The sequence below is a fragment of the Peribacillus sp. NPDC096622 genome, assembly GCF_044762665.1.
In the GTDB taxonomy this organism is placed as follows: Bacteria; Bacillota; Bacilli; order Bacillales; family DSM-1321; genus Peribacillus; species Peribacillus frigoritolerans_B.
Genome location: NZ_JBIWES010000008.1, coordinates 95,581 through 108,397, shown reverse-complemented (window position 1 = coordinate 108,397; position 12,817 = coordinate 95,581). Strand labels below are relative to the sequence as shown.

Sequence of the window (12,817 nt, the reverse complement as noted above, 5' to 3'; positions counted from 1 at the left end):
GGGGATTTAAATGAATGAAGTACTAGTGAATTTTAAGAACAAGATAACTGCTTACTGGACAGGCCGCAGTAAAAACCAAAAAATCATGATGGTTGGTTCAGCGGCATTAATTATCATCATCATTACGGCAGTTTCAATTTTAACCACGCGTACGACGCTGGTGCCCTTATATTCCAACTTAACTCCATCGGAAACGGGGAGCATTAAAGAAAATTTAGACAGTCAAGGGATTATGAATGAAGTTTCTGAAAATGGAACGACCATAAAAGTTCCTGAAGAAAGACTGGATTCACTTAAAGTGGAACTGGCAGCTGAGGGAATTCCGGAATCAGGCAGTATTGACTATTCCTTTTTTAGTCAAAGTGCCGGTATCGGAATGACTGAAAATGAATTCAATGTCATTAAATTGGACTCGATGCAAACGGAATTGGCCAGTTTAATAAAAAAGATTGATGGTGTGGAAGATGCCAGTGTAATGATCACTCTTCCTGATGAAGGAGTTTTTGTCAGTGATTCAGTTGGGGAAGCGTCAGCATCCATTGTATTGAATACGAAACCCGGTTATAAATTTGAAGAAAGTCAAATCAATTCCCTTTATCATCTTGTCTCAAAAAGTGTTCCGAATCTCCCTACAGATAATATCGTCATTATGAACCAAGAGTTTGAGTACTTTGATCTTGAAAATCAAAATTCTTCTTTTGCGTCCGCATTTGCTACCCAAAACGAAATAAAAAAAGAAATAGAACGTGATATTCAAAGACAGGTACAAAATATGCTTGGAACGATAATGGGAAGAGACAAAGTTGTTGTTTCAGTCACGACAGACATTGATTTCACTCAAGAAAATCGGGAAGAGAATTTAGTTGAACCGGTCGATGAAGAAAATATGGCTGGGATTGAGATTTCTGCGCAAAGAATCAATGAATCGTATAGTGGTGACGCAGCAGGTGCAGGAGGCGTTCCGCAAAGTGAGGATTCCTCAGATTCATTGGGAACCCAATATGTTGAAGGCACAAACGGTTCCGGTGATTATGAAAAAGTGGATGAAACGATTAATAGTGAAGTAAACCGAATCAAGAAAGAAATAGTCGAAAGCCCATATAAAGTTAAAGATTTAGGTATTCAAGTCATGGTCGAACCGCCCACAGCTGACGATCCGAATTCTTTATCTCAACAGAGTGTGGATGATATTACACAAATCCTAGGTACGATAATACGCACGACAATCGAGAAAAAAGCTGAAGGGGAAGAACTGACGGAAGAGGAGCTTAATAATAAAATTGCGATTTCAGTTCAGCCGTTTAACGGAAAAATGAAGTTGCAAAAAGATGAAACGAATCCTTCTTTACCAATATGGGCATACATCGTCGGCGGAGTGCTGATACTTGCCATTATCATTCTATTAATCTTATTCCTCCGGTCCCGAAAACAAGCTGAAATGGAAGAGGAGTACGTGGTTGAAGAGGAAGAAGTCGTATTCGATGTTCCGGATTTGAACAAAGAGAAGGAAACGGAAGCATCTTTAAAAAGAAAACAATTGGAGAAGCTTGCAAAAGAAAAGCCGGATGAATTTGCAAAATTATTAAGAAGCTGGATAGCGGAAGACTAGGAGGCTTGGAAAGTGACAGAAAGAAAAAAAATGGCCGGATTGACTGGCAAACAGAAAGCTGCCATCCTCCTTATTTCCTTAGGCCCGGATGTTTCTGCATCCGTATATAAGCATCTTACTGAAGAGGAAATTGAGAGATTGACCCTTGAAATTTCTGGAGTGAGAAAAGTGGACTCCCATGATAAAGAAGAAATCCTGGAAGAATTCCATAATATTGCTTTGGCACAGGATTACATCTCGCAAGGCGGGATAGGATATGCGAAGCAGGTACTTGAAAAGGCATTAGGCAGTGATCAGGCAACCGCCATCATTAACCGTTTAACATCATCGTTACAGGTTCGTCCATTCGACTTTGCCCGAAAGGCAGACCCTGGACAAATCTTGAATTTCATCCAGAACGAGCATCCGCAGACCATTGCATTAATCCTGTCTTACCTTGATCCCACACAGGCTGGACAAATATTGTCTGAACTTCCGCAGGAGGTGCAGGCCGATATTGCAAGAAGGATTGCATTAATGGATAGCACTTCTCCGGAAATCATCAATGAAGTGGAGCAAATACTCGAAAGGAAACTTTCTGCGACCGTAACCCAAGATTATACACAGACTGGTGGAGTTGAAGCTGTTGTAGATGTGTTGAATGGTGTTGACCGTTCAACGGAAAGAACGATTTTGGACGCACTTGAAATCCAAGATCCGGAGCTTGCTGAGGAAATCAAGAAACGAATGTTTGTTTTTGAAGATATCGTGACCCTTGATGGCAGAGCGATTCAGCGAGTAGTCAGGGAATCTGATAACGAAGACCTTAAACTTTCCCTTAAAGTGGCTAGTGATGAAGTGAAGGAAATCGTTTTCCAAAACATGTCAAAACGTATGGTGGAAACGTTCCAGGAAGAAATGGAATATATGGGACCAGTACGTTTGCGTGATGTGGAAGAAGCACAATCAAGAATTGTCGCCGTCATCCGGAAACTGGAAGAAACTGGTGATATTGTGATTGCCCGCGGTGGAGGGGATGATATCATTGTCTAGGATTATCAAATCCCAGCAGGCTAACCAGGAGAAAAGCAAAAAGATTGCAATAAAAGTTCGCCCTTTCGACTTTCTTCAAAATGATGATGCAGATGAGCGGAAAAACCTTCATTATATTCAATCTGATGAATTTCTCAATGATGCTAAACAGGAAGCGGAAACGTTATTGCTCGAAGCTAAACAAAAAGCCCAAGCGATTGCTGCTGAAATCCAGCAAGACCGAGAAAAATGGGAGAATCAAGAAAAAGCGAAGTTTATCGAACAAGCTCAAAAAGAAGGCTATCAGCAGGGAGTCGAAGATGGGATTCAAAAGGGTTATAACGAGATTGCAGCGGAAATAGCCTTCGCAAAAGAAGTGGTAGAGTCTTCTAAAAAAGATTATCGGGACCACATTGAATCATCTGAAACGGTTATTTTGAATCTTGCCATGAAAGTGGCAGAGAAAATTATCGGGCAACAGCTTGAAAAAGATGAAGATTCTTTTTTATCCATAGTCAAAAGAGCCATCAAAGAGGTGAGGGATTACCGTGAAGTGCAATTACATATCCACCCGATCCAATATCAATCGATTCTTTCTCATAAAGATGAGTTGATGGCAATCTTTCCGAAAGATACCGAGTTGTATATCTTTCCGGATGATGATCTTGAAAAAAGCAGCTGTATCATTGAATCCGAAAACGGAAGGATGGAAGCCAGTGTCGACAGTCAGCTGCAGGAAATAAAAGTGAAACTAACTGAATTGCTGGAAGGGGAGTAAAGATGAAAACTAGAGACCTATTGCCCTTGGTTGATGAAGTTGATCCTTTCAAGCATTATGGACGGGTCAAACGTGTCGTGGGGTTAATGATAGAATCTCAAGGCCCTGAAAGCTCTGTAGGTGATGTTTGTTATATCTATACAGGTATACAAAAAAAGAAAAATCGAATCTTAGCTGAAGTTGTCGGATTCCGTGATGAAATGGTTATTTTAATGCCATTTACAGCAGTTAGTGATATTGCACCGGGGTGTATTGTGGAAGGGAGCGGACGGAGCCTTGAGATAAAGGTGGGAAGTGGGCTGATTGGCAAAGTAGTCGATCCAATGGGACATCCCATTGATGACTCAATGCTTCCCAAAGGTCTCGCGACAATTTCCGTGGATCAAGATCCGCCAAATCCGATGAAACGACCTCCCATTAATGAACCGATAGATGTAGGAGTTCGGGTGATTGATAGTTTATTAACAGTTGGAAAAGGACAACGTGTCGGTATCTTTGCAGGGAGCGGTGTCGGGAAAAGCACGTTGCTTGGTATGGTGGCAAGGAATACGACGGCGGACTTAAACGTAATCGGTCTTATTGGGGAACGTGGCCGTGAAGTTCGAGAATTCATTGAGAAAGACCTTGGACCAGAAGGGCTGGCACGATCAATCGTTGTAGTGGCGACATCTGACCAGCCAGCATTGATGAGGATAAAGGGTGCTTTGACGGCAACTGCCATCGCGGAATATTTTCGTGATAAAGGATTGAATGTGATGCTGATGATGGATTCTGTTACGAGGGTTGCGATGGCCCAAAGGGAAATTGGGCTTGCCATCGGGGAACCGCCGACGACCAAAGGGTATACGCCATCCGTTTTTGCCATCCTTCCAAGGTTACTCGAAAGAACGGGAACAAATCAGCTCGGTACCATTACAGCTTTTTATACGGTTCTCGTTGACGGTGATGACATGAATGAACCGATTGCTGATGCTGTCAGGGGAATTTTGGATGGTCACTTCATACTGGACCGCAACTTGGCCAATAAAGGACAGTTTCCAGCGCTCAATGTATTAAAGAGCATTAGTCGTGTCATGAACAATATTGTTGGTGAAAAGCATAAAAACGCCGCAGAAATATTGCGGGCAAGTTTATCAACCTATATGGAGTCGGAAGATTTGATAAATATAGGAGCTTATAAGAAGGGTTCTTCCAAACAAATTGATAACTCAATTACACGCTATCCAGAAATCATTTCATTTTTAAAGCAAGGAACCCATGAAAAGGCTTCTAAAGATAATAGTATCAACGCTCTTGTCGAATTGATGGAGAAAGGTGATTAATGATGATTTATCAATATAAATTCGAGAAGATCCTGTCCATCAAAGAAAAAGAAAAAACCGATGCACTAGCTAAATATAATGCTGCTTTAAAAAAATTTGAAGAAGTGGCAGAAAAATTATATAAGCTTTTAAAGAAAAAAGAAGAGTTGCTTGAGTTTCAACAGGAGAAGCTGCGAAATGGATTATCCGTTCAGGATATTCGTCATCATCAGTTATTTATGGACAACTTGGAAAAACTCATAACCCTCTGTCAAGAGGAAGTCATTGAAGCGCGATACAAGATGAATATTCAACGGGATATATTAATGGAAAGAAATATCGAGGTTAAAAAGTACGAGAAAATGAAAGAAAATGATTTTCTTGAATTTCTCGATGTCATTAAGGAAGCTGAGAACAAAGAAATGGATGAAATATCTATCCGGCAATTCTTAAGTAAAGGCGTAAGGTGATGGAATGCGTAAAAAAAGTGAATCTAATGGATTGGAAGAAAGGAAGATAAGTAAGTTTCAATGGTTTCTTGTCATCTTCATTCCATTAATCTTTGCGGTAACTGTAGCGTTGATCGTTTTTACAGTTGCAGGGGTGAATGTAGTGGAAAAGGCAAAGGAAATGTCTGCGAAAATACCCTTCATTGAATCGGATCAAAAGGATGAAGAGAATGGTAAACCAGCGAAGAATGATGAGAAAGTTTCCATGAAGCTCGAAAAATTAGAAACCGAGATTGAAAATAAGGAAAAAGAGATAGAAAAGCTTGAGGGCATCATTGATAAACGTGACAAGGCCATTGCGAAGGCAGAAGCGGAAAAACAGCAGTTTCAAACAGAAATGAATCAACTTAAGGATAGTCAGAATAATAGTAAACAAGCGTTCAAAGATATAATCCGTACTTATGAAACGATGGCTCCCAAGAGAGCTGCACCTATCATTACAGAAATGAATGATGAAGATGCAGTGGAAATTCTCTCAAGTATGAAAGCAGCCACTTTAGCTAAGGTTTTGGAGCAAATGACAACGGCTGATGCTGCAAGATTAACGAAGAAACTAACGGAACAAAGTTCTTAAGTGGAAAGAGTGAGGAGGTGGATATATGAATTCAGCCATTAATTCTTTACTTCCCTTGGCATCATTAAGTCTAAAGGTACCAAATAAGGCAAATCAGCCAACTAATTCAAGGTTCGGTTCCATCCTTCAGTCAGCCATGGGGGCAGAACCCTCCATTCCACCGGATATGACTGGCATCACTGAAGGAAGTGTGTCTGTAATAAAGGATTTGCTTGGTTTCTTGAAACTTGAAAGATTGAGTGACACAGGGGGAGATAGTGTTGAAGCTCTTACAGTAAACCAACAAGACAACAGCCTTATTTTACAGATCCTAACGAATGTAGCTGGAAATGATGAGGGTGCCCTTGCTGATTTCTTTGCGAGCATCGAGGAACTGGATTTAGAACAAGAAGTGGATGACTTCAGCCTGGATCCACAAAGCTTGTTATCAGCTAATGTCATGGAACTGTATACAATCCTGAAAAAAGTTACTGTTTTGAGCGAAGGAGAATGGCATGACCTCCCCTTATCTGGTGTGGTGAATCTTTTGAAACTGGTGAAAATTCAAGATCTTCTCTCGGAGAATAAGGATATGACACAAGATGAAGCGGCCATCCAGAAACAAATGAAACACCTGCTTGAAGGGATAACGGGAAAGCTGGAGAAATGGCTGTCCAATCAGTCAATATCAAAAACAGATGCTGACCGATCCACCACTTTGGAGAAAGGGCAAACCAAAGCGATAGAAATATTGAAAAGCGCATTCTCGACATTATCCGGGAGTGACAAGGTAAATAAAGACGGGACAATGGGCAGTGGTGTGACTTTGCAAAGTCCGGATAGCGGTACACATCAAGGGTCTGGTATGCCTTTACTCATGACAAAGCTGGAGCAATTCGTCTTGGCAGCTTCCAAAAGTGTGCAAACCGTCAATCAAGAAGAGTTTGTTAAGCAATTTGAAAATATTTTAAGTAAGGCTAACTTTAGCGGAACTAACGGTGTAAATAAACTGTTGATCAGATTGACTCCTGAACATTTAGGGTCCCTAAGAATCGAGTTGATTCAAAAGGATGGTATGCTGTCAGCCAAGATTCTGGCCACTACTGCCCAGGCCAAAGATATGCTGGAGAATCAGATTCATGGTTTAAAACAAGCCTTTAGCGGACAAAACATTCAAATTGAAAAAATTGAAATATCACAGGCCTTCAATGCTTTTAACTCTGAGAAATTCAGCCAGAAAGATGCGGATGAACATAATGAACAACAGGAGAGTAAGGAAGAGAGCAATGATGAGACGGAAAGCGAGTTTACGGGATCCCTTGTCGATGCTCTGTTAAATCTGGAAGTGTAGGTGAAAAAATGACGACCATCGATACGTCGCTATTATTATCAAAATCTCAAACTGAAAACAGAAAAACCGGGGATGCATTGGGAAAAGATGATTTCTTGAAATTGTTGCTTACCCAGCTTCAAAACCAAGATCCGTCAAGTCCGATGGACAATACGGAATTCATCGCCCAAATGGCCACTTTTTCTTCTCTGGAACAGATGATGAATATGGGAGCCCAAATGGAAGAGATAATCGGGATCAATCAACAAAATAGTTTAATGAACTATAACTCTTTTGTAGGGAAGGAAGTCACTTGGCACAAGTTGGATGAAGGCGATGATGACCTTGCGATAGAAGCAGGGACAGGCATCGTTAAATCCATTCAATATAAGGGTGATGGTGTTTATTTTCTTTTAGAAGATGGGACAAAGCTTGAACCCGCAAATATTTCGGCAATGAAACAAACAAGTTCCATGTCGAATAGCCTGACGGCGGCAAGTGAATTAATAGGCAAGCGCGTTTCCTGGATGGACGAAAAAAATGGGGAGTCGTCCGCAGTCGTAATCTCGGTATCCATGAATAATGGCAAGCTGCAAATTGAAGTGGATGATGAAAACAAAACCAAATTATCATCAGAGCAATTGATGAAAATCGCTGAAGCTTAAGGGGCAGGATATGAATAAACTTGATTTTCAAGCAAATTCCGCTCAGCTGATGTCACAAACCATATTTCCGTTTAGGCAAGGGCAGATTACCCAACGAGGCTTTCAACAGCATTTTCAAGCTGCTCTGTCTCCACAAATCAAAAATTGATCATTAGTAAACATGCTCAATTACAGATGAGTCATAGGAATATAGATATAGCACCGCAAACCTGGGGCAAAATAGCCCATAAAGCCAATGGGGCCAAAAAGATGGGTGTAACCGGTAGACAATGTGGCACTCATAGTAAGCACGGTAAACAACAAGGTCATCACGGTCATGGACAGGGATGAAGCAACATCACAAATTTTCACGAACATCAATGAAACCATAATTTTAGATAAATAGGCTGGACTTGTAAAAGGAAGCCTGGACTGTGGAATGACGGAAGCAGTCGTTATATGAAAGGGGAGCTTTTACATGCTTCGTTCAATGTATTCGGGAATAAGCGGATTGAAAAACTTACAAACAAAATTGGATGTTATCGGTAATAACGTTGCCAATGTCAATACATATGGTTTCAAAAAAAGCCGTGTGACATTCAGCGATGCGATGAACCAAACGGTATCTGGTGCAAGTGCAGCAACAGCCAATAAAGGCGGAACCAATTCTAAACAAATTGGATTAGGCTCCACGATTGCTACAATCGATACGATCCATACACAGTCAAGCCTGCAAACCACCGGCCGCGATCTTGATTTAGGAATATCCGGTGATGGCTATTTCGTCGTCAAGCAAGGTGATTCGCTTTCATATACACGTGCAGGTAACTTTTATCTGGATGATAATGGTACGCTTGTTAACGCGAATGGTTTGAAAGTACAGGCTTACAAGATTGATGAAAACGGGAAACGATCAAAAACGATTGGCGACGTTGCTGTTAACGTCAATGCGATTTTACCTGCCATTACCACTACTAAAATATCAGTAAGTGGAAATCTAGCTTCTGACGCAATTGATGGTACCGTATTTAGCCAGCAAATGAAAGTTGTGGATGAAAAAGGAAAGGAACAAACGGCAACTATCTATTTCCAAAAAAACGGAAATGATAAATGGGAGCTTTTTGATGAAGAACCTGCTGCTTTGGGGGATACATCAACAACTAAACCAAAACCGTTCACTTCGGTGAAGTTCGATGCTAATGGTCAGATAGTGGCAGCTGATAAAACCCAGGCAGGTCAAACCATAAACATTTCAAGCGGCAAAGAGGATGACTCGGATACAGCAGTTGATGAAAGCATTCAAAAAGTTAATTTGGATTTTGATTTCTCGAATCTTACTCAAGTTAAAGGTTCCACTACTGCTCTTGTCAATCCGGATGGTAATAAAGAAGGGAAACTGGAAAGCTTTAACATTGGTTCATCAGGAGAAATAAATGGCGTTTATTCCAACGGACTTATCACAACCTTAGGCCAGCTGGCCGTTGCCAAGTTTTCCAATGCATCAGGCTTGACGAAAACGGGTGGTAACACTTTTCAGGAATCAATCAATTCAGGTACTGCAAACATCAATATCGCAGGTGAAGGGCGCGGAGTGATTGCATCAGGTTCATTGGAAATGTCCAATGTGGATTTATCCGAAGAATTTACTGAAATGATCGTTGCTCAACGTGGTTTCCAGTCGAATTCAAGGATCATAACGACGTCGGATGAAATTTTACAGGAATTGGTTAACTTAAAACGATAGGTTAAGGGAGGGAGGAGCCAGGTCTTTTGCTCTGGCTCCTAAATATCATTATCAAAGTCAGAAGGCTCAATGGAAAATGCTTTCATATAAATGCATTGTACATAGACACAGTCGAGACATTGCCAGATACGACCATTACTTTTACAAATGGTAAGAAAATCGTTGTGCTAGAGAAGGAAGAGGAACTGGTTGAAGCCATTATACGATTTTATCGTACCGTTAATATTCTCGGTTTTCGTAAGGATGTGGAGGAAAGCTCATGAAAAAAAATCTATTGACTATAATGTTGATTATACTCGTGGCTATAACGCTTGTTGGTGTCATAGCGGTCGTGGTTGTGACAAAGTTATCTGATCCCATATCTGCCGAAGACAAACCTAGCATTGACGAAATTGTCAAATCATCAGTTGAGGTTCCTGAAATTACTACGAATCTTGCTGGCAATGATTATATTAAAATCTCATTTATGGTCCAAACAGAAAATAAAAAAGCAAAAGAAGAGTTGGGAAAAAGAAATTTTCAAGTGAAGAATATCATCATTACCGAACTATCCGAAATGAAAGCGGAAGAGTTAACCGGTAAAAAAGGCAAGGAAAAGCTTCAAGAAGCCTTAAAGACAAGAATGAATGAATTAATGGAAGAAGGAAAAGTTGAAAAGGTTTATATAACTTCCTCGATTCTGCAATAAGAACATCCTTGCTTCATTAAATAAGAAGGGGAAGCTTTTGGAGGTGAGTGTTAATGTCCGGGGAAATATTATCGCAAAATGAAATCGATGCTTTGTTATCGGCCATTTCCACAGGTGAAATGGATGCAGATGATTTAAAAAAAGAAGAATTAGAAAAAAGAGTGAAAGTATACGACTTTAAAAGGGCGCTTCGGTTTTCAAAGGATCAAATCCGGAGTTTGACTAGGATACACGAGAACTTTGCAAGGCTGCTGACCACATACTTTTCTGCTCAGCTTAGAACATATGTCCAAATTTCCGTTGCTTCGGCAGATCAAATACCATACGAAGAATTTATCCGATCGATTCCGAAAATGACCATCATGAATGTTTTTGAGGTACCGCCCTTGGATGGCCGAATCATTCTTGAGGTCAACCCGAATATCGCCTATTCCATGATGGATCGTGTTTTGGGCGGGCGGGGCATAAGCGCGAATAAGGTAGAAAGTTTAACGGAAATAGAAACGAAAATCATGTCGAATTTATTCGAGAAGGCTTTTGAAAATTTACAGGAGGCTTGGGGAACGATTGTTGAAATCGAACCGGTGATGACTGAGTTCGAGGTGAATCCACAATTCCTGCAACTGGTTTCGCCCAATGATACAGTTGTGGTCATTTCCTTGAATACACAAATAGGAGAAACGAGCGGAATGATTAATGTTTGCATTCCTCACGTCGTATTGGAACCGATCATACCAAAGTTGTCTGCTCATTATTGGATGGAGAATTCCCAAAAGGAAAAAATCCCAGAGGAAATCATGATTTTGGAAAAACGTATCCGAAACGCAGACCTTCCCATTATTTCCGAACTTGGTTCTACGGATATCACCATCCAGGATTTTTTGCTGCTTGATGTTGGCGATGTCATCGATTTAAATAAGGCAATCGATGAACCTTTGACGATTACAATTGGAGGGATCCCAAAATACAGTGGGCAGCCAGGAAAAGTAGGAAAAAAACATGCTATCCAGATTCTTGATATTTTGAAAGGGGGAGACGAAGATGGTAAGTGATGAAATGCTTTCACAAGACGAGATAGATGCCCTTTTAAAAGGTACAAGTGATATAGAAGATGAGGTGATCCCTCTCTCGATTGACGATTATTTATCAATGATGGAACTCGACACCCTCGGTGAAATTGGTAATATCTCCTTCGGAAGTTCGGCCACTGCCCTATCCACGTTGTTGAATCAGAAAGTGGATATCACTACCCCGACGGTTACTTTAATTGAAAGGGGACAGATTGCGGAAGAATTCCCGCATCCGTATGTAGCGATTCAAGTGCAATATACAGAAGGTTTTTCAGGTATAAATATGCTGGTAATCAAGCAGAGCGATGCAGCTATCATTGCAGATTTGATGCTTGGCGGAGATGGGGAGAATCCGTCTGACCTGCTTGGGGAAATTCAATTGAGTGCTGTCCAGGAAGCCATGAACCAAATGATGGGTTCTGCTGCGACATCGATGTCGACCATTTTCACTAAAAAAGTGGATATTTCACCACCCAGCGTAGATTTACTTAATTTTTTAAATGGTGTAGGTGAAAATGCAATACCTGACGAGGATTTATTTGCAAAAATCTCATTCCGCCTCCGTGTCGGCAACTTAATTGATTCCAACATTATGCAATTGTTGCCATTAGAGTTTGCTAAAGGGTTAGTTTCTGAATTATTAAGTGGGACGAGCGAAAGCCAACCTGCCGATATGAAAACCCAAATAGCACAAAGTGATCCAGTAATGAACATTCCAACTCACGAGCCGGCATACCAGAATAACCGGTCTGATCGTTCGGCAAGTGAAACTCATGGACAAGGCGGTCACCAAACCCAACCTACGAACCAAATACCGAATGTACCACAACATTTTGGAGTTTCATCCGTACCAACAGGACAGCCGGTTAATGTTCAGCCTGCCAGTTTCACTAGTTTTCAGCCTTATCAGCTTCAGGAGCCTGAAACGAAAAATCTCAGCATGCTGATGGATATCCCCTTGCAAGTGACTGTGGAACTTGGAAGAACGAAACGCTCCGTAAAGGATATTTTGGAGCTGTCCTCCGGATCGATCATCGAATTGGATAAATTAGCAGGAGAGCCAGTGGATATCCTTGTAAACAGCCGCTTGATAGCAAAAGGCGAGGTAGTGGTGATTGATGAGAACTTTGGGGTACGTGTTACGGATATCATGAGTCAAAGTGAACGATTAAATAAAATAAAATAAAATAATTTGGGGGACGAAAAAATGGCTAATAAAATTTTAATTGTGGACGATGCAGCATTTATGAGAATGATGATAAAGGATATCCTTTCTAAAAATGGTTTTGAAATAGTCGGGGAAGCAGCAGATGGCGCTCAAGCAGTGGAGAAATATAAAGAAACCCATCCGGATCTTGTAACGATGGATATTACCATGCCCGAAATGGATGGAATTACAGCGTTAAAGGAAATTAAAAAGATAAATCCTCAAGCTAAGGTCATCATGTGTTCAGCGATGGGGCAGCAAGCCATGGTCATCGATGCGATCCAGGCCGGTGCAAAAGACTTTATCGTGAAGCCATTCCAGGCAGACCGTGTTTTGGAAGCCATAAATAAAGCATTAAGTTAAGAGGGTGTCT

General features: G+C 40.9%; 16 protein-coding genes. All 16 read left to right on the top strand.

Annotation, left to right across the window (positions count from 1 at the left end; translation table 11 throughout):
* Positions 1-10 precede the first annotated feature (10 nt).
* The 16 genes from fliF (at position 11) to cheY (ending at position 12,807) form a co-directional block, all read left to right on the top strand.
* Positions 11-1,609 carry a flagellar basal-body MS-ring/collar protein FliF gene (gene fliF, locus ACIQYG_RS15805; RefSeq protein ID WP_402839516.1) on the top strand — a complete coding sequence of 533 codons (1,599 nt, stop codon included), beginning with the start codon at positions 11-13 and terminating at the stop codon, positions 1,607-1,609.
* Between the two features lie 30 nt (positions 1,610-1,639).
* Positions 1,640-2,641 carry a flagellar motor switch protein FliG gene (fliG, locus tag ACIQYG_RS15800; RefSeq protein WP_402839762.1) on the top strand — a complete coding sequence of 334 codons (1,002 nt, stop codon included), beginning with the start codon at positions 1,640-1,642 and terminating at the stop codon, positions 2,639-2,641.
* Entirely contained in the window at positions 2,625-3,398 is a 774-nt protein-coding gene (gene fliH, locus ACIQYG_RS15795) for a flagellar assembly protein FliH (RefSeq protein ID WP_402839514.1), read from the top strand. The genes fliG and fliH overlap by 17 nt, the downstream gene beginning before the upstream one ends.
* Positions 3,399-3,400: 2 nt before the next feature.
* Positions 3,401-4,720 (top strand): flagellar protein export ATPase FliI, encoded by a 1,320-nt coding sequence (gene fliI, locus ACIQYG_RS15790; protein ID WP_402839512.1) that lies wholly within the window; start codon positions 3,401-3,403, stop codon positions 4,718-4,720.
* Positions 4,721-4,722: 2 nt separating this feature from the next.
* Entirely contained in the window at positions 4,723-5,169 is a 447-nt protein-coding gene (gene fliJ / locus ACIQYG_RS15785) for a flagellar export protein FliJ (RefSeq protein WP_402839759.1), read from the top strand.
* Between the two features lie 4 nt (positions 5,170-5,173).
* Complete coding sequence (locus tag ACIQYG_RS15780) at positions 5,174-5,782, top strand: MotE family protein (RefSeq protein WP_402839510.1); 609 nt, start codon at positions 5,174-5,176, stop codon at positions 5,780-5,782.
* Positions 5,783-5,807: 25 nt separating this feature from the next.
* Complete coding sequence (locus tag ACIQYG_RS15775; protein WP_402839508.1) at positions 5,808-7,112, top strand: flagellar hook-length control protein FliK; 1,305 nt, start codon at positions 5,808-5,810, stop codon at positions 7,110-7,112.
* A gap of 8 nt (positions 7,113-7,120) precedes the next feature.
* On the top strand, positions 7,121-7,756 hold the full coding sequence (gene flgD, locus ACIQYG_RS15770; protein WP_402839506.1) for a flagellar hook assembly protein FlgD: 636 nt from the start codon (positions 7,121-7,123) through the stop codon (positions 7,754-7,756).
* 10 nt (positions 7,757-7,766) lie between these two features.
* Positions 7,767-7,904 carry a hypothetical protein gene (locus ACIQYG_RS15765; RefSeq protein WP_402839504.1) on the top strand — a complete coding sequence of 46 codons (138 nt, stop codon included), beginning with the start codon at positions 7,767-7,769 and terminating at the stop codon, positions 7,902-7,904.
* Between the two features lie 123 nt (positions 7,905-8,027).
* Positions 8,028-8,141, top strand: a complete 114-nt coding sequence (locus tag ACIQYG_RS15760) for a hypothetical protein (RefSeq protein WP_402839502.1) — start codon at positions 8,028-8,030, stop codon at positions 8,139-8,141.
* Positions 8,142-8,213: 72 nt separating this feature from the next.
* On the top strand, positions 8,214-9,479 hold the full coding sequence (locus tag ACIQYG_RS15755) for a flagellar hook protein FlgE (RefSeq protein ID WP_402839500.1): 1,266 nt from the start codon (positions 8,214-8,216) through the stop codon (positions 9,477-9,479).
* Between the two features lie 26 nt (positions 9,480-9,505).
* The gene (locus ACIQYG_RS15750; RefSeq protein WP_402839498.1) at positions 9,506-9,742 is read left to right on the top strand and encodes a flagellar FlbD family protein; all 237 of its coding nucleotides are present in this window, start codon (positions 9,506-9,508) and stop codon (positions 9,740-9,742) included.
* The gene (fliL, locus tag ACIQYG_RS15745) at positions 9,739-10,167 is read left to right on the top strand and encodes a flagellar basal body-associated protein FliL (RefSeq protein ID WP_402839496.1); all 429 of its coding nucleotides are present in this window, start codon (positions 9,739-9,741) and stop codon (positions 10,165-10,167) included. The genes ACIQYG_RS15750 and fliL overlap by 4 nt, the downstream gene beginning before the upstream one ends.
* A 53-nt stretch (positions 10,168-10,220) precedes the next feature.
* Positions 10,221-11,219: a flagellar motor switch protein FliM gene (fliM, locus tag ACIQYG_RS15740; protein WP_402839494.1), complete on the top strand. Its 999-nt coding sequence runs from the start codon at positions 10,221-10,223 to the stop codon at positions 11,217-11,219.
* The gene (fliY, locus tag ACIQYG_RS15735; protein ID WP_402839492.1) at positions 11,209-12,423 is read left to right on the top strand and encodes a flagellar motor switch phosphatase FliY; all 1,215 of its coding nucleotides are present in this window, start codon (positions 11,209-11,211) and stop codon (positions 12,421-12,423) included. The genes fliM and fliY overlap by 11 nt, the downstream gene beginning before the upstream one ends.
* Positions 12,424-12,444: 21 nt before the next feature.
* Positions 12,445-12,807, top strand: a complete 363-nt coding sequence (gene cheY / locus ACIQYG_RS15730) for a chemotaxis protein CheY (protein ID WP_323598855.1) — start codon at positions 12,445-12,447, stop codon at positions 12,805-12,807.
* The last annotated feature ends 10 nt before the right edge of the window (positions 12,808-12,817 follow it).

What these genes read in the sequence shown, in the direction of transcription:
- fliF (WP_402839516.1), top strand. Translation starts at nt 11, where the DNA reads ATGAATGAAGTACTAGTGAATTTTAAGAACAAGATAACTGCTTACTGG.
- fliG (WP_402839762.1), top strand. Translation starts at nt 1,640, where the DNA reads ATGGCCGGATTGACTGGCAAACAGAAAGCTGCCATCCTCCTTATTTCC.
- fliH (WP_402839514.1), top strand. Translation starts at nt 2,625, where the DNA reads ATGATATCATTGTCTAGGATTATCAAATCCCAGCAGGCTAACCAGGAG.
- fliI (WP_402839512.1), top strand. Translation starts at nt 3,401, where the DNA reads ATGAAAACTAGAGACCTATTGCCCTTGGTTGATGAAGTTGATCCTTTC.
- fliJ (WP_402839759.1), top strand. Translation starts at nt 4,723, where the DNA reads ATGATTTATCAATATAAATTCGAGAAGATCCTGTCCATCAAAGAAAAA.
- ACIQYG_RS15780 (WP_402839510.1), top strand. Translation starts at nt 5,174, where the DNA reads ATGCGTAAAAAAAGTGAATCTAATGGATTGGAAGAAAGGAAGATAAGT.
- ACIQYG_RS15775 (WP_402839508.1), top strand. Translation starts at nt 5,808, where the DNA reads ATGAATTCAGCCATTAATTCTTTACTTCCCTTGGCATCATTAAGTCTA.
- flgD (WP_402839506.1), top strand. Translation starts at nt 7,121, where the DNA reads ATGACGACCATCGATACGTCGCTATTATTATCAAAATCTCAAACTGAA.
- ACIQYG_RS15765 (WP_402839504.1), top strand. Translation starts at nt 7,767, where the DNA reads ATGAATAAACTTGATTTTCAAGCAAATTCCGCTCAGCTGATGTCACAA.
- ACIQYG_RS15755 (WP_402839500.1), top strand. Translation starts at nt 8,214, where the DNA reads ATGCTTCGTTCAATGTATTCGGGAATAAGCGGATTGAAAAACTTACAA.
- fliL (WP_402839496.1), top strand. Translation starts at nt 9,739, where the DNA reads ATGAAAAAAAATCTATTGACTATAATGTTGATTATACTCGTGGCTATA.
- fliM (WP_402839494.1), top strand. Translation starts at nt 10,221, where the DNA reads ATGTCCGGGGAAATATTATCGCAAAATGAAATCGATGCTTTGTTATCG.
- fliY (WP_402839492.1), top strand. Translation starts at nt 11,209, where the DNA reads ATGGTAAGTGATGAAATGCTTTCACAAGACGAGATAGATGCCCTTTTA.
- cheY (WP_323598855.1), top strand. Translation starts at nt 12,445, where the DNA reads ATGGCTAATAAAATTTTAATTGTGGACGATGCAGCATTTATGAGAATG.